General features: G+C 39.2%; 21 protein-coding genes and 2 other annotated features. Of the genes, 1 reads left to right on the forward strand and 20 read right to left on the reverse strand.

Translation table 11 applies throughout. The annotated features are described in order from the left end of the window. Positions 1-206: 206 nt before the first annotated feature. The 17 genes from rpoB to ispF form a co-directional block, all read right to left on the reverse strand. Complete coding sequence (gene rpoB, locus ACFCYJ_RS11895) at positions 207-3,782, reverse strand: DNA-directed RNA polymerase subunit beta (protein WP_376074154.1); 3,576 nt, start codon at positions 3,780-3,782, stop codon at positions 207-209. Between the two features lie 241 nt (positions 3,783-4,023). Next, positions 4,024-4,626 (reverse strand): class I SAM-dependent methyltransferase, encoded by a 603-nt coding sequence (locus tag ACFCYJ_RS11900; RefSeq protein ID WP_376074155.1) that lies wholly within the window; start codon positions 4,624-4,626, stop codon positions 4,024-4,026. Between the two features lie 77 nt (positions 4,627-4,703). Then, the gene (gene rplL / locus ACFCYJ_RS11905; RefSeq protein WP_079562379.1) at positions 4,704-5,066 is read right to left on the reverse strand and encodes a 50S ribosomal protein L7/L12; all 363 of its coding nucleotides are present in this window, start codon (positions 5,064-5,066) and stop codon (positions 4,704-4,706) included. A gap of 71 nt (positions 5,067-5,137) precedes the next feature. After that, positions 5,138-5,638 (reverse strand): 50S ribosomal protein L10, encoded by a 501-nt coding sequence (gene rplJ, locus ACFCYJ_RS11910; protein WP_079562380.1) that lies wholly within the window; start codon positions 5,636-5,638, stop codon positions 5,138-5,140. 32 nt (positions 5,639-5,670) lie between these two features. Next, positions 5,671-5,817, reverse strand: a sequence feature (ribosomal protein L10 leader region). A 61-nt stretch (positions 5,818-5,878) separates the two neighbouring features. Next, positions 5,879-6,577 (reverse strand): 50S ribosomal protein L1, encoded by a 699-nt coding sequence (gene rplA, locus ACFCYJ_RS11915; RefSeq protein ID WP_376074156.1) that lies wholly within the window; start codon positions 6,575-6,577, stop codon positions 5,879-5,881. Between the two features lie 119 nt (positions 6,578-6,696). Continuing rightward, positions 6,697-7,122: a 50S ribosomal protein L11 gene (gene rplK / locus ACFCYJ_RS11920; RefSeq protein ID WP_004233593.1), complete on the reverse strand. Its 426-nt coding sequence runs from the start codon at positions 7,120-7,122 to the stop codon at positions 6,697-6,699. Positions 7,123-7,349: 227 nt separating this feature from the next. Further along, positions 7,350-7,883, reverse strand: a complete 534-nt coding sequence (gene nusG, locus ACFCYJ_RS11925; RefSeq protein WP_376074157.1) for a transcription termination/antitermination protein NusG — start codon at positions 7,881-7,883, stop codon at positions 7,350-7,352. A gap of 312 nt (positions 7,884-8,195) precedes the next feature. Next, positions 8,196-8,381 carry a preprotein translocase subunit SecE gene (gene secE, locus ACFCYJ_RS11930; RefSeq protein ID WP_053596042.1) on the reverse strand — a complete coding sequence of 62 codons (186 nt, stop codon included), beginning with the start codon at positions 8,379-8,381 and terminating at the stop codon, positions 8,196-8,198. Positions 8,382-8,429: 48 nt separating this feature from the next. Continuing rightward, on the reverse strand, positions 8,430-8,645 hold the full coding sequence (gene rpmG / locus ACFCYJ_RS11935) for a 50S ribosomal protein L33 (protein WP_376074217.1): 216 nt from the start codon (positions 8,643-8,645) through the stop codon (positions 8,430-8,432). Positions 8,646-8,652: 7 nt separating this feature from the next. Further along, positions 8,653-9,300: an RNA polymerase sporulation sigma factor SigH gene (gene sigH / locus ACFCYJ_RS11940; RefSeq protein WP_376074158.1), complete on the reverse strand. Its 648-nt coding sequence runs from the start codon at positions 9,298-9,300 to the stop codon at positions 8,653-8,655. A 67-nt stretch (positions 9,301-9,367) separates the two neighbouring features. Then, positions 9,368-9,880 carry an NYN domain-containing protein gene (locus tag ACFCYJ_RS11945; protein ID WP_323648548.1) on the reverse strand — a complete coding sequence of 171 codons (513 nt, stop codon included), beginning with the start codon at positions 9,878-9,880 and terminating at the stop codon, positions 9,368-9,370. Between the two features lie 2 nt (positions 9,881-9,882). After that, the gene (gene rlmB, locus ACFCYJ_RS11950; RefSeq protein ID WP_376074159.1) at positions 9,883-10,635 is read right to left on the reverse strand and encodes a 23S rRNA (guanosine(2251)-2'-O)-methyltransferase RlmB; all 753 of its coding nucleotides are present in this window, start codon (positions 10,633-10,635) and stop codon (positions 9,883-9,885) included. Further along, positions 10,635-11,054 (reverse strand): Mini-ribonuclease 3, encoded by a 420-nt coding sequence (locus ACFCYJ_RS11955; protein ID WP_483869481.1) that lies wholly within the window; start codon positions 11,052-11,054, stop codon positions 10,635-10,637. Before ACFCYJ_RS11955 ends, rlmB begins: the two co-directional genes overlap by 1 nt. A gap of 5 nt (positions 11,055-11,059) precedes the next feature. After that, positions 11,060-12,460 carry a cysteine--tRNA ligase gene (gene cysS, locus ACFCYJ_RS11960; RefSeq protein ID WP_376074161.1) on the reverse strand — a complete coding sequence of 467 codons (1,401 nt, stop codon included), beginning with the start codon at positions 12,458-12,460 and terminating at the stop codon, positions 11,060-11,062. After that, positions 12,457-13,107, reverse strand: a complete 651-nt coding sequence (gene epsC, locus ACFCYJ_RS11965; protein WP_376074162.1) for a serine O-acetyltransferase EpsC — start codon at positions 13,105-13,107, stop codon at positions 12,457-12,459. The genes cysS and epsC overlap by 4 nt, the downstream gene beginning before the upstream one ends. Before the next feature lie 200 nt (positions 13,108-13,307). Continuing rightward, positions 13,308-13,526: a binding site (T-box leader), on the reverse strand. A 50-nt stretch (positions 13,527-13,576) separates the two neighbouring features. Further along, complete coding sequence (gene gltX, locus ACFCYJ_RS11970; RefSeq protein ID WP_376074163.1) at positions 13,577-15,037, reverse strand: glutamate--tRNA ligase; 1,461 nt, start codon at positions 15,035-15,037, stop codon at positions 13,577-13,579. A 91-nt stretch (positions 15,038-15,128) separates the two neighbouring features. Then, positions 15,129-15,605 (reverse strand): 2-C-methyl-D-erythritol 2,4-cyclodiphosphate synthase, encoded by a 477-nt coding sequence (ispF, locus tag ACFCYJ_RS11975; RefSeq protein ID WP_376074218.1) that lies wholly within the window; start codon positions 15,603-15,605, stop codon positions 15,129-15,131. A 275-nt stretch (positions 15,606-15,880) separates the two neighbouring features. Here ispF and ACFCYJ_RS11980 point away from each other — a divergent pair, with 275 nt between their 5' ends. Further along, entirely contained in the window at positions 15,881-17,539 is a 1,659-nt protein-coding gene (locus tag ACFCYJ_RS11980) for an SWIM zinc finger family protein (protein ID WP_376074164.1), read from the forward strand. Between the two features lie 181 nt (positions 17,540-17,720). On the opposite strand, the gene ispD is transcribed toward ACFCYJ_RS11980, so the two are convergent. The 3 genes from ispD to radA form a co-directional block, all read right to left on the reverse strand. After that, positions 17,721-18,416, reverse strand: coding sequence for a 2-C-methyl-D-erythritol 4-phosphate cytidylyltransferase (gene ispD, locus ACFCYJ_RS11985; protein ID WP_376074219.1), 696 nt, complete (start codon positions 18,414-18,416; stop codon positions 17,721-17,723). A 12-nt stretch (positions 18,417-18,428) separates the two neighbouring features. After that, positions 18,429-19,514: a PIN/TRAM domain-containing protein gene (locus tag ACFCYJ_RS11990; RefSeq protein ID WP_376074165.1), complete on the reverse strand. Its 1,086-nt coding sequence runs from the start codon at positions 19,512-19,514 to the stop codon at positions 18,429-18,431. 322 nt (positions 19,515-19,836) lie between these two features. Continuing rightward, positions 19,837-21,213: a DNA repair protein RadA gene (gene radA, locus ACFCYJ_RS11995; RefSeq protein ID WP_376074166.1), complete on the reverse strand. Its 1,377-nt coding sequence runs from the start codon at positions 21,211-21,213 to the stop codon at positions 19,837-19,839. Positions 21,214-21,246 lie beyond the last annotated feature (33 nt).

Below are 21,246 nucleotides of genomic sequence, written 5' to 3' on the forward strand. Positions count from 1 at the left end.
AGCCTACCTCCCTCTAGTATAGGTCTTTATAAAGACTCTTTTACGCAGCTCGATAATCGTTTGCAAGAATCATTGCTCTTTAGCAAAAGATTAAAAATAGAATGATTTATTGAAAGAAAAAGCCGGACAGGGCGTTAAATCCTGCCCGACTAATTTGAAAAATAACTTTGACCGTGTCCACTAATAATGTGAATTAACGTTTTCCATTATTCAAAAGACTCTACTGGCTCTTCTTCTTTATCTTGCTGTGGTGCAATGTTAAGTGCATCAGCTGGTTGAAGATCTTCTTCTTCGTCTAAGTCGCGAAGCTCTACCTCTTCATCATTAACTGTTAACATTTTCACATCCATACCAAGAGATTGAAGTTCTTTAATCAATACTTTGAATGATTCAGGAACGCCTGGCTCTGGTACACTTTCACCTTTAACGATTGCTTCGTATGTTTTCACACGACCAACAACGTCATCGGATTTAACTGTTAAGATTTCTTGAAGTGTATAGGCAGCACCGTATGCTTCAAGTGCCCATACCTCCATCTCACCAAAGCGTTGTCCACCGAACTGTGCTTTACCACCAAGTGGCTGTTGCGTAACAAGTGAGTAAGGACCAGTTGAACGCGCGTGAAGTTTATCGTCAACCATGTGAGCAAGTTTGATCATGTACATGATCCCTACTGATACACGGTTATCGAACGGTTCACCTGAACGTCCATCATACAGGGTTGTTTTACCATCGCGGTTCATACCTGCTTCTTCCATCGTTTCCCAAACATCTTCTTCGTTGGCACCATCAAATACTGGAGTTGCCATATGAACGCCTAGGGAACGAGAAGCCATACCTAAGTGTAATTCTAAAACTTGTCCGATGTTCATACGAGAAGGTACACCAAGTGGGTTTAACATGATATCGACAGGAGTACCGTCTGGCATGAATGGCATATCCTCTTCCGGTAAGATACGAGAGATAACCCCTTTGTTACCGTGACGTCCGGCCATTTTGTCCCCAACGCGAATTTTACGCTTTTGAACAATGTAAGCACGAACTAATTGGTTAACACCTGGTGGTAATTCATCGCCATCTTCACGGTTAAATACCTTCACGTCAAGAATAATACCGCCGGCACCATGTGGTACACGTAATGAAGTATCACGAACTTCACGAGCTTTTTCACCGAAGATAGCATGTAATAGGCGTTCTTCAGCAGTTAATTCTGTAACCCCTTTAGGTGTTACTTTACCTACAAGAATATCACCATCGCGTACTTCTGCACCAATGCGGATGATACCACGTTCGTCTAAATTACGAAGTGCATCTTCCCCAACGTTTGGAATATCGCGAGTGATTTCTTCAGGTCCTAATTTTGTATCACGAGACTCTGATTCATATTCTTCAATATGAACAGATGTATAAACATCATCTTTTACAAGGCGTTCGCTCATGATAACAGCATCCTCATAGTTATAGCCATTCCAAGTCATGAACGCAACAAGTACGTTACGACCAAGAGCAAGTTCACCCTTTTCCATAGATGGACCGTCTGCTAAAATGTCACGAGGTTTCACACGTTCGCCAACTTTTACAAGTGGACGTTGGTTGTATGAAGTACCTTGGTTAGAACGAATGAATTTTTGTAATTTATATTTTGTTAAATCGCCTTTAACCTCTTTACCGTCAACGACTTCAATACGGCGAACATGGATAGAGCGAGCTTCAACGTGCTCAACAATACCATCATATTTCGCTACTACAGCCGCACCTGAGTCACGCGCATCAACGTGTTCCATACCAGTACCAACAAATGGTGCTTCTGGGTTAAGAAGAGGAACTGCTTGACGTTGCATGTTGGCACCCATAAGTGCACGGTTCGAGTCATCATTTTCCAAGAACGGGATACATGCAGTCGCAGCTGATACTACTTGTTTAGGAGATACATCCATGTAGTCCATTTGCGATTTGTTAAATACTGTATTATCTCCACGGAAACGACCTACTACTTCTTCTTTAGCGAATGTACCATCAGGATTTAATAGTGAGTTCGCTTGTGCTACATAGTAGTTGTCTTCTTCATCAGCTGTTAAATAATCAATTTGATCCGATACTTGACCTGTTTCGTGGTCAATACGACGATAAGGTGTTTCAATGAATCCGAATTTATTTACTTTGGCAAATGAAGATAATGAGTTGATTAAACCAATGTTTGGACCCTCTGGTGTCTCGATTGGACACATACGACCATAGTGAGAATAGTGAACGTCACGTACTTCGAAACCAGCACGCTCACGTGTTAAACCACCAGGTCCTAATGCAGATAGACGACGTTTATGCGTTAACTCTGCCAGTGGGTTTGTTTGGTCCATGAATTGTGATAATTGAGAGCTACCAAAGAACTCTTTAATTGACGCAATCACTGGACGAATATTAATTAATTGTTGTGGTACGATAGCAGCTGTATCGTTAATAGACATACGCTCACGTACTACACGTTCCATACGAGATAAACCGATACGGAATTGGTTTTGTAAAAGCTCACCAACAGAGCGTAGACGACGGTTACCTAAGTGGTCGATATCATCTGTTGCCCCTACTTGGTAAAGTAAGTTGAAGAAATAACTTACTGAAGATAATACGTCAGCAGGCGTAATATTCTTCACTTCTTCATCGATGTACGCATTACTAATAATATTGATTTCTTTTTGCGCTTCATCTTTTGGTGCATAAATTTTAATAGACTGGATTGTTACATCATCCTCAAGCACTCCACCTACTTGTGATAAAGTGCGGTAACCGATTCCTTTTGATGAATCTTCTAGATACGGTAAGATTTTATCTAAAGTACGACGGTCAAGAACTGTACCTTTTTCTACTAAAATTTCGCCTGTTTCTGGGTCTACAAGCGTTTCAGCAATCGTTTGGTTAAATAAACGATTTTTGATATGAAGCTTTTTATTCATTTTGTAGCGACCAACATTCGCTAAATCATAGCGTTTCGCATCAAAGAAACGAGAGTATAATAAACTCTTCGCACTTTCAACTGTTGGTGGCTCACCTGGACGTAAACGTTCATAGATTTCTAAAAGTGCTTTTTCAGTACTTTCAGAGTTATCTTTTTCTAACGTATTACGTAAATATTCATTGTCACCGATAATGTCGATAATTTCTTGGTCTGAACCGAAGCCTAATGCACGAAGTAACACTGTTACTGGTAGCTTACGAGTACGATCAATACGCACATATACTACATCTTTCGCGTCAGTTTCATATTCCAACCATGCACCACGGTTCGGAATAACTGTTGCTCCGAAACCTTTCTTACCGTTTTTATCAGTTTTATCATGGAAATACACACTTGGTGAACGAACTAATTGTGAAACGATAACACGTTCAGCACCATTGATAATGAACGTACCTGTTTCTGTCATTAATGGGAAGTCACCCATGAAGACATCCTGTTCCTTCACTTCGTCTGTTTCTTTGTTGTAAAGACGTACTTTCACACGTAATGGAGCTGCGTAAGTAACATCTCGCTCTTTACATTCATCAACTTCATACTTAGGATCTCCTAATGAATAATCGATGAATTCTAATGAAAGATTACCTGTAAAGTCCTCGATCGGCGAAATGTCACGGAACATTTCACGTAGACCTTCTTCAAGGAACCACTCGTAAGACGCCGTTTGAATCTCAATCAGATTTGGAAGCTCAAGCACCTCGTTAATACGCGCAAAGCTTCTACGCTGGCGGTGTTGTCCATACTGAACTAGTTGACCTGTCAACTCATTCACCCCTCAATAAAGCGATATTAGGTCTTTGCAAAATCATACAAATAGTGTATGATTTCGAAAGACAAAAAGAAAACGAGTCTTCAAAAAGATCTCATTTTCGGTTAACTAAACTTATCTTGGCAAGTATACCCACATTATAACAATCATATACAAAAGGGCATACGACCTCAAAATAATATTTTTGCATTTTACCATATTATCATAGCCGATTTGTCAAGTCAATAAATTATGCATATTTCATTTATTTTTTCGCACGTACTATCCAGTACCCTTTTTTCTTCTCCACAACATCGACTTCAGAAAATTTTTCTTCTAAATAACTTACCGTTGATGGTGCACCTTGCTTCTTCTGTATGACTATCCACAGCTCGCCAGATGACACTAACTTATCATAAGCTCCATCGTAAAAACGGAAAATTGTTTCCTTTCCTGCGCGAATCGGAGGATTGGTTAAAATAGCTGCGGCTTTTACATCGTTGTCAACCATCGATAGTCCGTCACTCACAAATATCCGTACATTTTGAACACCGTTTACTTGCGCATTTTTTTGTGAAAGTGCAACTGCACGTTCATTGATATCCATCATAAGAACGGTACGATCCGGGTTTGCTTTGGCAATCGATAATCCGATTGGTCCATACCCACACCCCACATCAAAAATTGCACCATCAATAGCAGGCATTTGAAAAGCATCTATTAAAACACGGGATCCAAAATCTACTTCGCTTTTACTAAATACCCCTGCATCCGTTTCGAAGGAAAACGTATGCCCTAACAATTTGAATGTCCAGTGACGAGGTTTACTCTCAGTTTGAGGCTTACTTGTATAATAGTGATCTGACATTTCCACGCCTCCTCAGAATGAAGAAAAAAAGCTCGCCGCAATGACGAGCTTTCCTTTTGTTTAAAAGTAATGCGAGATTACTTAACTTCTACAGATGCGCCAACTTCTTCAAGTTTAGCTTTGATTTGTTCAGCTTCATCTTTAGAAACGCCTTCTTTAAGAGCTTTAGGAGCGTTATCTACTACTTCTTTAGCTTCTTTAAGACCTAAACCAGTGATTTCACGAACCGCTTTGATTACTTTGATTTTTTCGCCACCAGCAGATGCTAGTACTACGTCAAACTCAGTTTTTTCTTCAGCAGCGCCAGCAGCAGCACCACCTACTACTGCTACAGGAGCAGCAGCTGTTACACCGAATTCTTCTTCGATTGCTTTTACTAAATCGTTTAATTCAAGAACTGTCATAGCTTTGATAGCTTCTAAGATTTGCTCTTTATTCATTATAATTTCCTCCTAATGGATAATGTTTTATTGTTGCGGGTTAGGCCGCAGAAGTTATAGTGCGTATGGAATTACGCGCCTTGTTCTTCTTTTTGTTCTGCAACAGCTTTTGTTGCAAGTGCGAAGTTGCGCACTGGAGCTTGAAGTACAGATAAAAGCATAGAAAGAAGACCTTCGCGTGATGGAAGTTCTGCAAGTGCTTTAACATCTTCAACAGAAGAGATTGTACCTTCGATAATACCTGCTTTAATTTCTAAAGCTTCGTTTTTCTTAGCGAACTCATTGATGATTTTAGCAGGAGCTACAACATCCTCATTTGAGAACGCAATTGCGTTAGGACCAACTAATACGTCATTGATTCCTTCAAGACCAACAGCTTCAGTAGCACGACGTGTTAAAGTGTTTTTATAAACTTTGAACTCAACACCAGCTTCACGAAGTTGTTTACGAAGTTCAGTCACTTGTGTAACGTTAAGACCACGATAATCCACAACTACTACAGAAGCAGCGTTTTGGAATTTCTCAGTAATCTCTTGAACTTGTACTTGTTTGTTTTCGATTGCTTTGCTCATGATGACACCTCCTATTAGAATGGGTCATTTATACCGACAAAAGAAAAGCCTCCGGGTCAAATAGACACAGAGGCTGAAAGTCATCATCTTTAAAATAAGAATCCGAATTCCGATGTCCTCGGTAGGATCATTAAGTGACAAGTCACTCCTACTGTCTACGGTACAAATGGATGATTCACAACAGCATCCATCATATCACAGATAGACAGAGCCGTCAACAGATTTATATAAAAAAACTAATTATTTTACAGCTACGCTTGAAGCATCAACTTTAATAGCTGGACCCATTGTAGTTGTAACGTTTACAGATTTCATGTAAGTACCTTTAGCAGCAGCAGGTTTTGCTTTTTGTACTACATCAAATACAGTTAAGAAGTTTTCTACTAATTTTTCTGCAGAGAAAGAAACTTTACCGATAGGAGCGTGGATGATACCAGCTTTATCAGCACGGTATTCTACTTTACCAGCTTTAATTTCTGCGATCGCTTTTGTTACATCGAAAGTAACTGTACCAGTTTTAGGGTTTGGCATTAAACCTTTAGGTCCTAATACACGACCAAGTTTACCAACTTCACCCATCATATCAGGAGTTGCAACGATTACATCGAAATCGAACCAACCTTGTTGGATTTTTTGGATGTATTCTGCATCGCCTACATAATCAGCACCAGCTGCTTCAGCTTCTTTAAGTTTTTCACCTTTAGCGAATACTAATACGCGTTGAGTTTTACCAGTACCGTTTGGTAACACTACTGCACCACGGATTTGTTGGTCATTTTTACGAGTATCGATTCCTAAACGGAAAGCAACTTCTACAGTAGCGTCGAAGTTCACTGAGCTAGTTTTTTGAGCAAGTTCGATTGCTTCTTGTGCGCCGTATACTGCGTTACGGTCGATTAATTTTACTGCATCTTGCAGTTTTTTACCTTTTTTAGCCATTATATAATTCCTCCTTGATTGTGGTTATAGCGGATTTTACCTCCCACGAATAAAGGTTGCGCGTTCACAAAGAAACTCCGCAACCTTCCAAAAAACAAATACATCATCAAGTAATGGGATTAGTCTTCGATAACAATACCCATGCTTCGTGCAGTACCTTCAACCATTAACATTGCAGCTTCAACTGAAGCAGCGTTAAGGTCTGGCATTTTAGTTTCAGCGATTTCGCGAACTTTATCACGTTTAACCGTTGCCACTTTTTTACGGTTTGGTTCACCAGATCCAGATTGGATACCAGCTGCTACTTTAAGTAGTACTGCTGCAGGTGGAGTTTTTGTAATGAAAGTGAATGAACGATCCTCGAATACTGAAATTTCAACTGGAATAATAAGACCAGCTTGATCTGCAGTACGCGCGTTGAATTCTTTACAGAATCCCATGATGTTCACACCCGCTTGACCTAATGCAGGACCAACCGGTGGAGCTGGATTTGCTTTACCAGCAGGGATTTGAAGTTTAACAACTTTAATAACTTTTTTAGCCACGAGACACACCTCCTTAAGTCCGTGATGTGGTAATTGGGTTGCCCCTCCCACTCAATATCTGTCTGTCAGCTAATTGCCGATAACATTAAAATTATCATTACAGACGTCAAACCAAAGTATGACAGTCTGACCTTTGAAATGATACCACTTTTATTTTTTTAAAGCAAGTAGTAAATAACAAAATCTGTGACATACTCATCAGACATATGACACTTTAGTTGCTAAAACTACATTTTTTGTATTTGCTCAAAATCAAGTTCCATAATTGTTTCGCGACCAAACATGTCGACAGAAACTTTCACTTTTCCTTTTTCCGTGTCAATTTCTTCAACACGTCCTTGGAAGTGTGCGAAAGGCCCTTCTAATACTTCTACCGCTTCTCCAACAGAAATATCAATCTCGACAACTTTGTCAGTCATGCCCATTTGCTGTAGTAGACGATCCGCTTCTTCAGGTAATAAAGGCGTTGGCTTAGCACCACCACCAGATGAACCGATAAAACCAGTTACACCTGGCGTATTACGTACAACATACCATGAATCATCTGTCATAATTAGCTCTACTAAAACATAACCAGGGAAAACTTTACGCATCATTGTACGCTTTTTCCCATCCTTCATTTCCGTTTCTTCGTGTTCAGGCACAATAACACGGAAAATCTTATCTTGCATACCCATTGTTTCTACACGTTTCTCTAGGTTTGCTTTTACGCGGTTTTCATACCCTGAATACGTATGAACAACATACCAATTTTTCTCCATAACTACTAGGACTCCTCGTCCGTCCCTCCCTTACAAATAAAAGTGAAAATGCATCGGATATGCTAAGTGCATTCTTTACTCTTTTCACAAACTGCTCATTAGAAAAACATAGCTTTCGCTAATAGCTAGCGAAAGCCTGATGATATATACCAAATCTAGCATAGTCATCTATTGCTACCCTCATACTATCTCTAGTAGCATACTTATCATATTGAGAATATTTTACTGCTGATTACTTCATAAAACAAACGAAAAAACCCGTTTATTGTAATGACGGGCTATTTCAGAAGTATTAACATGCTATTTACTAAATTATAACTCTAAGTACCAGCGGAATAATGATGAAATACCTAAGTCTACTAACACAAAAAATAAAGCCATAATTACAACAGTTGAAATTACAACGACTGTATATTTCGTCAGTTCTTTACTTTTTGGCCAGCTTGTTTTGCGCATTTCCGACATTACATTGCTGAAAAAGCCTTTAATCTTGCCCATTCTAGCCTAACCTCCGAATCAATCATATCTGTCTATTTACATATTATTTTATAGCGTTTGTTTATGCACTGTATGTTCATTGCAATGCGAGCAAAATTTCTTTAATTCGAGGCGTACAGTTGAATCTGCCTTAGCTGGAAACGTATAATTTCTCGATCCGCATTTTTCGCAATTTAGAACGACTTTTTTTGCCACATAATCACCTTTTCGGCACTTTGTCTTTTCAAGACTAACACCTATATTTGTCAATGTCAACAAAGGCATACAACCGCTAAGACATTTCTTCAAGAACTAAATGTCGCTCTAATTTACGCTTTACTCGTTGTAAAGCATTGTCAATAGATTTCACATGACGATTTAGTTTCTCAGAAATTTCATGATAAGACTGACCATCTAAGTAAAGAGCTAACACTTGTAGTTCTAGTTCACTTAAAATCTCACCCATCTTTTCTTCTAAGTAGCCAAACTCTTCTCTATGAATTATTAACTCTTCCGGATCATCCATAATAGCACCAGTTAATACATCCATTAAAGTACGATCTGACTCTTCATCAAAAATAGGCTTGTCCAAAGAAACATATGAATTTAGTGGAATATGCTTTTGTCTTGTAGCTGTTTTAATAGCCGTAATAATCTGCCTTGTAATACATAACTCAGCAAAAGCTCTAAAAGAAGCAAGCTTATCTCCCTTAAAATCGCGAATGGCTTTATATAAACCAATCATGCCCTCTTGCACAATGTCTTCCTTATCTGCACCAATTAAAAAATAAGATCTAGCCTTTGCTCTTACTAACAAACGGTATTTCGTAATTAAATAATCCAACGCATCTGTATTACCTTGATGCACCATTTCAATAAGTTCTTCATCATTGAATCGTTCAAAATCTTGTGTCACTTGTACAATACTATTTTTAAACATGGTATCACCTCAGCCACAACAGATAATAGGAACAGTATAACGGAATTGGAAAATATGAGTCAATCAATCATTTCAAACCACGCCGCCACTTTTCAAAGGCTAAAGCAACATCCGGCTTAAGCTCCATGCGAGATGGCGGTTTGCTATCATGTTTTTGTTTCACATCATGAGAAATTTTATGTTGGATAATACCCATATCAATTTCTAGCTCCCTTGCCGATTTTCGCAGAGCACCATTACCAAAAATAACGTTTTGCTCTGCCATATCGGAGGTTGCTACGTGAATCTGTACATTTCTAGCCTTTAGTTCGTGTGTCATTTTTTCAATACGTTCATCTGCTGTTTCGTTTTTCCGTGTATAAATGATTTCGACATCGTTTTCTAAATAAGTTTGCTCCACACCCGGTACAAGATGCGCGTCAAAAACTATAATTACGCGCCACCCCATAGCTGCCTTATACTCAGCCATAAGCTCAATCAATCTCTTACGGGCATCTTCAAAATTAGTATCACGTAATGGTCGTAGCTCTTTCCAAGCTCCTATCATATTATAGCCGTCAACAAGCAAAATATTGTTCATTGTCAATCATTCGCTTCTTGACGTTTACGATACACTTCGTACATTAAAAGTGCAGCAGCTACCGATGCATTTAGTGATGTGACATGCCCAACCATCGGTAGATGATATAAAAAGTCACATTTCTCTTTTAATAAGCGGCCCATTCCTTTGCCTTCACTACCAATAATAATTGCAAGCGGCAGTGTTGCATCCATTTTACGATAGTCTGCAGAACCTTTGGCATCTGTACCTGCAATCCATACCCCTCGTTCTTTTAGCTCATCTACCGTCTGCGCTAGATTATTAACACGCACAACAGGTACATGCTCAATTGCTCCAGTTGATGCCTTTGCCACTACAGCTGTCAAACTCACAGAACGGCGCTTCGGAATAATAATGCCATGCGCACCTATCGCATCAGCTGTTCGCATAATAGAGCCTAGATTATGCGGGTCCTCTAGCTCATCTAAAATTAAGAAAAATGGATCTTCTTGTTTTTTTGCAGCGGCAGCAAATAAATCCTCTAGCTCTGCATATTGATATGCTGCAACAGAGGCAACAATTCCTTGGTGATTGGCATCTGATAATTGATCGACCTTTTTCTTCGGGACAAATTGAACAATGACACCACGTTCTCGTGCCAAATCTAGAAGTTCGTTAACCCCCGATTTTTTCACACCTTCTGCAATCCATACTTTATTCATATCGCGGCCTGAACGAAGCGCTTCTAACACTGGGTTTTTACCGGCAATAATTTCACCATTTTGCTCTGCCATTAATTCGACACTCCTTTCGATTCCTCGATTATTTGAATAGCGTATGCAATGATTGCATAAACGCGTTCTAAGTCATTTAATAAATATAAACTACCTAGCACAGCCTCAAAGCCTGAGCTATTACGGTATGTTTGAACATCTGTATTTTTTGGCACAGAGCCGGATTTGGCATTGCGCCCACGACGGAACACAGCCAATTCCTCCTCTGTTAAAAAACCTTCATCCATCATTCGATGTACAATCATAGATTGTGCTTTCGCTGATACGTAATGTGTCGCTTCTCTATGAAGTGTGTTAGGTTTGACGCGGCCGGCACGTAGTAAATGCTCTCGTACCTTTTGTTCTAAAACTGCGTCCCCCATATAGGCTAACGCTAATGCATTTAATTGCTTAACATCTTCGTTGCGGAGTTTACCCAAATTACTTACCCTCGTTTCCATCTAGTTCCTTGTCGCGTATCTTCTAAAATGATACCTTGCGCTTGCAAATGGTCACGAATTTCATCTGAACGAGCAAAATCACGATTTTTACGTGCTTCTATACGCTCCTGTAAAAGCGCTTCAATTTCTTCGTCTAATAACTCTTCTTCTTTTGCAAATTCAATACCTAAGACGTCACCTAACACCTCAAAAGTTTCAGTAAAACTCAATAATACTTTTTCATCAGTATTCGTTTCATTTAAATAAATATTTGCGATACGCGCTAATTCAAATAATACGGAAATGGCATTGGCTGTATTAAAATCATCATCCATTGCTTCTTCAAAATGAGCTTTTTGTTCAGCAATTTTTTCAAGCCATTCTTCTGAGTGATCACCTAAGCTCGCAGTTGCTGTTAAACGGTGTTTGACATTGTTGTAGGCAGTACGAATTCGTTCTAAACCATTTGCGGCTGCATCTACTAAATCCTTCGCAAAGTTAATTGGATGACGATAATGCACAGAAAGCATAAAGAAGCGTAAAATTTGCGGGTCAATTTGTTTACGAATATCATTAACGAGTATAAAATTACCAAGGGATTTGGACATTTTTTCATTATCAATATTAATATACCCATTGTGCATCCAATAACGTGCAAATGTTTTATCATTATGAGCTTCAGATTGTGCAATTTCATTTTCATGATGTGGGAATGTTAAATCTTGCCCACCAGCATGAATATCAATAGTATCTCCTAAATGCTCACGCGCCATTACTGAGCATTCAATATGCCAACCTGGACGCCCTTTGCCCCACGGACTTTCCCAGTAAATTTCACCTGGCTTCACAGCTTTCCATAGAGCGAAATCTAACGCATCATCTTTTTTCTCGCCTGCTTCTATACGAGCACCAATTTTTAAATCATCTACCGCTTGGTGAGATAATTTACCGTAACCATTAAATTTACGAGTTCGGTAATAAACATCACCAGCTGACTCATAAGCATAACCTTTATCGACTAAAACTTGAATGAATTGAATGATATCATCCATATGCTCTGTTACGCGTGGATGTACATCCGCTTTCTTGCAGCCTAACGCTGTAACATCTTCAAAGTATGCAGCAATAAAGCGTTCCGTTAATTCATGAACTTCTTCTCCAAGCTCATTAGCAGCCTTAATAATTTTGTCGTCCACATCTGTGAAATTTGAAACAAATTTCACATCGTAGCCTTTGTATTGAAAATAACGACGCACTGTATCGTAGACAATTACAGGACGTGAATTCCCAATATGAATGTAGTTATAAACTGTCGGACCACAAACGTACATTTTTACTTTGCCTTCCTCCAGCGGTACAAACGTTTCCTTTTGTCGTGTTAATGAGTTGAAAATTTGAATACTCATTGGGTTTCTCTCTCCTTTTGTAAGCGTTCGATTTCCTGATTCAATGCTGCAATCTGCTTCTCGAAAGCTTGACAACGTTCTTCTACAGGGTCAGGTATATTTTGGTGGTCTAGTTTTTTCTCTAGACGGACTCCATCCTTAATCACTATTTTACCAGGAATACCAACAACCGTAGCATTAGGTGGCACTTCTTTTAAGACAACTGAGCCTGCACCAATTTTACTATTTTCACCAATTGTAATAGAACCTAACACTTTTGCACCTGTCGCAACTAGCACATTATCCTCTAATGTCGGATGGCGTTTTCCCTTTTCTTTCCCTGTACCACCTAAAGTAACACCTTGATACAACGTTACATTATCACCAATCTCACATGTTTCGCCAATGACAACGCCCATCCCATGGTCAATAAAGAAACGTCGACCGATTTTCGCTCCAGGGTGAATTTCAATTCCAGTAAAGAAGCGACTAATTTGTGAAATAGCACGGGCTATAAAATAAAAACGCTTTTTAAAGAACCAATGGGCAACTCGATGTGCCCAAGTAGCGTGCAGGCCCGAGTATGTTAATATCACTTCGAATACACTGCGCGCTGCTGGATCATTCTCAAAAATTGTTTCTACATCTTCCTTCATTCTTTTAAACACAAAAAGCTCCCCCTTTTCATTTTGATCTGCTTTGACCCTTTGAAAATGCCATACAAATCAACTGCATCCCTGACCTTTGAAATACTATAGCTGACGTTGATTTCACCGCAGAGTAGTCGAGCAGAATTCGGCGCATCCATCGCTTCAAGTCACATGTCCGGAAAATAAAAAAGCGCCCCTATCATCCCTAAAAAAGGAATGACAGAGACGCTAAATATGCGCGGTTCCACTCTGATTGAAGGCGAAAGCCTCCCACTCTGGACGTTCTGTAACGGGAACGAATCGATAAAGCCTACTTTTTGTTCAGCTTTATGCTCAAAGGTGCATTTCAGTTTTGCCTAGGCTCAGACCACTTTCAGCCGGTGATGGTCCTCTCTTTAGAGCATGCGCCACTTACTTCTCCTTATCAACGCTTTTTCAATGTAAATACATTTTACAACGAACTAATAAATTGTCAATCAATTTCTACTTATTGCGCAATTTTTTCTACACGATCAATTGTTTTCTGTTTGCCAATTAAGCAAATCGCGTTAGGAAGCTCTGGACCATGCGTTTCACCCGTCGTTACGACGCGGATTGGCATAAATAGATTTTTACCTTTGTGACCTGTTTCTTTTTGAACAGCTTTAATAGCCGCTTTGACAGTATCAGGCGTAAATTCCTCTAAACCTTCAAGCTGTGCTTTAAATGCAGTCATTACCTCAGGTACCTGCTCACCTGCTAAAACTGCTTTTGCTTCTTCATCATATTCAATATGATCGTTAAAGAATAGGCGAGATAGTTCTACAATTTCAGCACCAAAGCTCATTTGATCATGATAAAGTGCGATTAAATCTGTAGCCCATGTACGTTCTTCTTCTGTTAGTTCTTCTGGTAATAAACCAGCTTTTTGTAAGTGTGGTAAAGATAATGCCACTACTTCTTCTAAAGATAATTTTTTAATGTATTGATTATTCATCCAAGTAAGCTTTTGTTTATCGAACATAGATGGTGATTTTGAAAGACGTTTTTCATCAAAGATTTTAATAAATTCTTCTTTTGAGAAAATCTCTTCTTCCCCTTCAGGAGACCAGCCAAGTAATGCAAAGAAGTTGAACATCGCTTCAGGTAGGTAGCCTAAATCTTTATATTGTGTTACGAATTGAATAATTGATTCATCACGTTTTGATAATTTTTTACGGTTTTCATTAATGATTAATGTCATATGACCAAAGCGTGGATATTCCCAGCCAAACGCATCAAAAATCATCATTTGTTTTGGTGTATTCGATAAATGCTCTTCGCCACGGAATACATGTGAAATTTCCATAAAGTGATCATCTAGCACTACCGCATAGTTATACGTTGGGATACCGTTTGCTTTAACAAGTACCCAGTCACCAATATCTTTTGATTCAAATGTTACTTGTCCACGTACTAAATCTTCAAATTCGTATGTTACATTTTCAGGTACGCGCATACGAATTGTATATTGTTCACCAGCAGCTTCTTTAGCGGCAACTTCCTCTGCTGATAAATGACGACAAGTACCATCATAAGTTGGAGCTGCAACACCTCGTGCTTTTTGTTCTTCACGAGACGCTTCTAATTTCTCAGAAGAACAAAAGCATTTGTAAGCTACACCTTGCTCTAATAGTTTCTCAGCGTGCTCTTTATAAATATCAAGACGCTCCATTTGACGATAAGGTGCATACGGTCCACCAATATCGATCGACTCATCATATTCCATACCTAACCATTTTAAGTTATCTAGTTGAGATGCTTCTCCGCCCTCTACATTACGCTCGATATCTGTATCCTCAATACGTACGATGAATTTACCGTTATGATGTTTTGCATATAAATAGTTAAATAACGCTGTACGCGCTCCACCGATATGTAAGAAACCAGTAGGGGATGGCGCGTAACGAACACGAACTTCTTTCGCCATAATTAAAAGCCTCCTAAATTTTCGTTCAAAAAATTGACTTTGTTCATTTTACCACTCTGTTACAGGAAATAAAAGCGCTGAGAGCCTGCTTTTACTTCTTTATCAATAGGATTGTCGCCAAAGCCGCAATCCCTTCCTCGCGACCTGTAAAACCTAAACGTTCAGTTGTTGTTGCTTTAACATTCACTTGAGAAGGCTCTGCATGAAGTAATTCAGCAATACGATTTTGCATTTGTTCAATATATGGTGCCATTTTCGGACGTTGTGCCATAATCGTACAATCCACATTGCCTAGAACATAACCCTTGTCCTCAACAATCTTCCAAATATGCTCTAATAATTTCGCTGAATCAGCATCTTTGAACGCAGGATCTGTGTCTGGGAAATGACGACCGATATCTCCCTCACCAATAGCCCCTAACGCTGCATCTGTTACAGTGTGTAATAAAACATCTGCATCCGAATGCCCTACTAACCCTTTTTCATGAGGAATTGTTATACCACCAATAATTAATGGACGCCCTTCTTCAAATGCATGCACGTCAAATCCTTGTCCCACTCGAAACATATGATTTTGAGACTGTCTAATAAGATAAATAAAATCCACCACACGAAGCCCATTCACTTTAAAAAATATGCAGACTTAAAAAGCGTCTATTCAGCTCATAAGGCAGTCTCATTCACCTTCTTTCACTTTTATATTTACTCTATATTATACCCTCACATTTTAACATATTTCCTAGGAAATGAGTGTCTCGACAAAGTTATATACTATTGAGCTCTCATTTCCCTCGTATTTTTTGTTATGCTTGCATTAATCTAATACGATAAGGCGGGACTAAAATGAACATCAATACTTTTGAAAAGCAATTTAAAAAAGTAATTGTACAGCGTGGACACGATTATTATGTAAAAAATCATGTCATTGATATTATGCAAATTGACAATAGCAATTGGCAGGCAGAGGTTGAAGGAACTGAACCGTATACTGTAGACGTCGTCATCACATCAAATGGCGATATTACATATGCGAATTGTGACTGCCCTTTCGATGATGATTGCAAGCATATTGCCGCTGTGCTATACGCGATTAAGGAACAGCTTAACAACCCTCCTGCACCAGTATCTAGATCATCTAAAGTCAAAAAATCAACATTACAGCAATTGCTAACAACACAAACAAAAGAAAATTTAATAAGCCTAATTCTAACAGTGGGGAAGAACTCCCCGAATTTTTTGCAAGAATTAGAAATGCGACTAATGGAGCCAACAGATATAGTAAAGGCCGCTAAAAAAATGATTGTCCAGCATCTAAAAAGCGGGCAGGAGGGGCGTAGCGGTTTTATCCCACGTCATCGGGCATCGAAAGCACTAAAAGGTGTCTACTCAACACTTCAACACGCTAAGGAGCATATTGACGAAGAGAATTATATTACAGCTATTGAGCTTAGTTTTCTGTGCCTTCAATACACATTAGAGGCACTACAATATGGTGATGATTCCGATGGTCATTTCGGTGATGCCATAAATGAAAGTCTTGAATTAATTAGTCAAGCGATTGAAGAAGGAGTTAGTCTTTGGTCAAAAGAGCAGTATGAAACAGTATATGAACTTGTTATTCAAAAAGCAATGCAACACGAGTTAGATGGCTGGGTAGACTGTCGAATTCATTTGCTCCATGCCTGTGTTCCTCTTTGTATGGATGATGCGATTGAGGAGCAATTCAAAACCCTTATTCATTCGATGGAAAGTACATCAGATGATTGGAATGCACAATATATTAATAAAGAGTTAAAGCAGATTGAGCTTCACTTATTGCAGAATAAATACAGTAGTAAGGAAGTAGAGGCATTTTTGGAAAAGCATATTGAGGACTACCATATGCGTGAACAACTTATTCAATCTGCCATTAACCATGGCGAATATGAAAAAACATTACAATTGACAGCGGATGGGATCCAGCAAGATCAACAACTTCCTGGCATTGTGAGCATGTGGCAACGCTATGCTTTTATAGCTCATCAGCATTTAGGGCATACAGAAGAAATGCGTGAATTAGCTTTAAAGCTATTACAACAAGGTGATTATGATTTTTACAAGGAATTCAAAGCTCTTCACTCTACTGAACAATGGCCTGAGGTTCTAGAAGAATTATTAAATAGCCTTGCCAATTCACAATTATATGCAAGACTTATTGTAGAAGAACAACAAACTAAACGTATTCTAGACTATTGCAAAAAATACCCAACACGAATAGAGGACTATTATCAATTCATTAAAGAGCAGTACTATGAAGAAGTTTGTGCACTCTTCATTGACGCCGTCACTATCGATGCTCAATCTTCCACTAATCGAAAAAATTATAAAGATGTCTGTCGTTCTATCAATATTATGCGGAAGGCTGGCTATGCCATAGAAGCAGAACGGTTAATTGCTGATTTACTGCAAACTTACCCAAGACGGTCTGCTTTTATAGAGGAATTAAAGAGTATTATGAAATAGTGGATTTTCACTGCAAAAAGAGTTGCTTAACCGCTTTACATTTTGAGGAATTGAGGCATTTAAGAACATTGCTGAAAGAACTTAAAATAAAATCCCGTAAGAAGTTATAATGCTACTTCTTTACGGGATTTTGTATAGTTGCTCTAGCCGCTACCATTTTAATTTACCTATGGGTGTCACTTCAACTACTCGCATTCAAAGCACGTTTACGCAAGATCGCTTCACCGAAAACTAAATCCTCTTGCGTCGTCATTTTTACATTTTCGTAGCTACTTTCTACAATATGCACCTCATGACCAAGACGTTCAACAAGCATTGCCTCATCGGTACCAAGGAAGCCCACCTTCTCAGCGACATCCTCTGCCTCTACAATCAAATCAAATTGAAACGCTTGTGGGGTTTGAATCATCCATAAGCTTTCTCGATCAATCGTCTCTTCAATAACACCATCACGTACTTTTTTCATCGTATCCTTCGCACGAACACCCGCAATCGCAGCGCCAAAATCATGCGCACTTTGCACAAGATTCGCTATAATGTCGTGAGTAATAAATGGACGCGCAGCATCATGCACAAGCACAATATCAACCTGCTTCATCTCTTTCATGCACGAATGGACGGAATGCTGTCGCTCTGCTCCACCATCAGGTAAACCTTTAACTTTAGTAATTCCATACCTCTCTAGCATTTCTTGAATAAATACACGCTCTTCAGGCTTTACTGCAAGCCAAATACCTGTACACTGACCATCCTGTTCAAATACCTCCAGTGTGTGTATGAGGATCGGTTTTTCTAAAAGATTTAAAAATAACTTATTTTGCCCTGCACCCATTCGCTTTCCGCTTCCCGCAGCAGGCAATACTACTTCATATTGCACATTTCCCACTTCCTAGTCATCCTTTGGTTTAGCAAAAATCATACGACCTGCTGATGTTTGAAGAACACTTGTTACGGTTACTGTAATTGCCTGTCCTATATAGCTACGTCCACCTTCAACAACGATCATTGTGCCATCATCTAAATAAGCAACCCCTTGATTATGCTCTTTCCCATCTTTAATGACCATCACTTGCATATCCTCACCTGGAATTACGACAGGTTTGACTGCATTTGCTAAATCATTGATGTTTAGCACTTTAACGTGGTGTAGCTCGCAAACTTTGTTAAGGTTAAAGTCGTTCGTCACAATTTGTGTATCGTAGCCCCTTTTCTTTGCAAGGCGGACTAGCTTTAAGTCAACCTCTTGAACATCCTCAAAATCCTCTTCAGTAATCTCAACCTTCGTCATACGTTCATCTTGTAATTTTTTTAAAATATCTAAGCCGCGGCGACCTCTTGTACGCTTCAATGTATCCGAAGAATCAGCAATGTGCTGGAGCTCAGTAAGGACAAATTGGGGTACAACTAGTGTACCTTCTATAAAGCCTGTTTCAGAAATATCTGCAATACGACCATCAATAATAACACTAGTATCTAACAGTTTATAGCTTCCTCGTACCTCTTGAGCCTCTACACCTTCCGCTAATTTTTTCTTTGAAGTATTACCACGCAAAGTAAATAGCTGGATTAATTCATCTCGCTTTTTAAAGCCTACACGGAACCCTAAATACCCAAGCATAAATGACAGTATAATTGGTAAAACCTTTGTAAAACTCGGTAAATCAATACTATCGATTGCAAATCCTAAGAAATACGCAACGATTAGTCCAATAATAAGTCCAAGTGTACCAAATAATAAGTCACCAACCGGTACTTTAAATAGCACCTCTTCCATCCAGCTAATGAGCCTTACAAAATAATCTGAAAAGGCAAATGATAATGTAAATAGTAAAAGCGCTCCTAAAGCTACTGATACATAAGGGTTATCAAGCCAAGGATTAGATGATAAATGAAGCAATTCGTATAATGGCGGTAAGAAAACAAGGCCTAATGCTCCTCCAATCAGTAAAAAAGCAATTTGAACAAATTTTTTCATAAACTGTCACCTCCCATTCTTAATATATAATTATACATAGTTTACTGCAGAAAATCTTTTATGACCCTATCAAAGCATCGGTAATTTCATCCATCAATTGATCATCCCAAGTCTACTGAAAATCAATTTCTAAAATTCTAAAATCCGAAATGCTCTTTGGCACCAGCTCGGCATTAAACAAGCATTTTCACGGACGTTATCATAGACGCCATTTCCCCTCTTTGAGTTTCCTACCTTCTATCTATGAATTTAAAAAAACCAAATCTCCACTCATGCAATTAAAAGTGCATGTCAGAACATTGTCCAACATGCACAAACTTCTTTATAGCTCTCTAAAGCAAGCATTCAATGCATCCTTTATCGTTTCTACACCAACAATCTCAATACCTTGAGGGAAATCCCAACCACCGATATTTGAGGCTGGTATGAAGGCCCGCTTAAATCCGAGCTTTGCTGCCTCGATCACACGTTGTTCAATACGAGATACACGACGCACCTCGCCTGTCAAACCTACTTCCCCAATAAAGCAATCCGTTGCCCGAACAGCTTGATCCTTAAAACTCGAAACAATACTTGTCAACACAGCCAAATCAATGGCAGGCTCATCAAGCTTCACGCCGCCAGCAACTTTAATATATGCATCCTGTGCCTGTAGCATGAGACCCATTCTCTTTTCAAGGACAGCCATAAGCAGTTGCACACGATTTTGATCGACACCCGTTGCCATTCGTTTCGGATAATTAAAGCTTGTTGGTGTTACCAGTGACTGAATTTCAACTAGAATTGGCCGTGTACCTTCCATTGAGGCTACGATTGTTGATCCAGCCGCACCCTGTGAACGCTCCTGTAGGAACAACTCAGACGGGTTTAACACTTCCTTTAAGCCCCCCTGAAGCATTTCAAAAATTGCAATTTCATTCGTAGAGCCAAAGCGGTTTTTTTGGCTGCGTAAAATACGGTGATTATGATGTCGTTCTCCTTCAAAATACAATACCGTATCAACCATATGCTCCAAAATACGTGGTCCTGCAATTTGCCCCTCTTTTGTTACATGTCCGACTAAAAATATGGCAATTCCTTTTGTTTTTGCAATTCGCATAAGTTCTGCTGTACATTCACGCACTTGTGATACACTACCAGGTGCACTCGTTATCTCTGGATGAAAAACAGTTTGAATAGAATCGACAATAACAAACTTTGGCTGCACATCATCAATGGTCTGATTTAAAAACTCTAAATTCGTTTCAGAATATATATAAAGCTCCTGTGAGATCACCCCTAAACGTTCTGCACGCAGCTTTGTTTGACGGATGGATTCCTCACCGGAAATATAGAGCACACGATGTCCCTTATTCGACAGCAACGCAGATACTTGTAATAATAACGTTGACTTCCCAATTCCAGGATCTCCCCCAATTAACACAAGAGAACCTGGTACGATGCCTCCTCCTAATACTCGGTTAAGCTCGCCCATTTCTGTAGCAACTCGTGATTCCTCAGCAGTTTCAATTTGCATAATCGGGAGGGCCTTTTGGGTAACCGTAGCAGAATGTTGGAATGCACCGCGCGGCCCTTTTGCAACGACCTCCACCTCTTCAACCATCTTATTCCATTCCCCACACCCTGGACATCTCCCCATCCATTTTGCAGATTCATAACCACAGCTTGAGCATACAAATTTTGTTTTTTTCTTTGCCAAATTGCATCCACCTCGAATATTTGTTCTTATGTT

This window comes from Lysinibacillus sp. NPDC056232, assembly GCF_042267565.1.
In the GTDB taxonomy this organism is placed as follows: Bacteria; Bacillota; Bacilli; order Bacillales_A; family Planococcaceae; genus Lysinibacillus.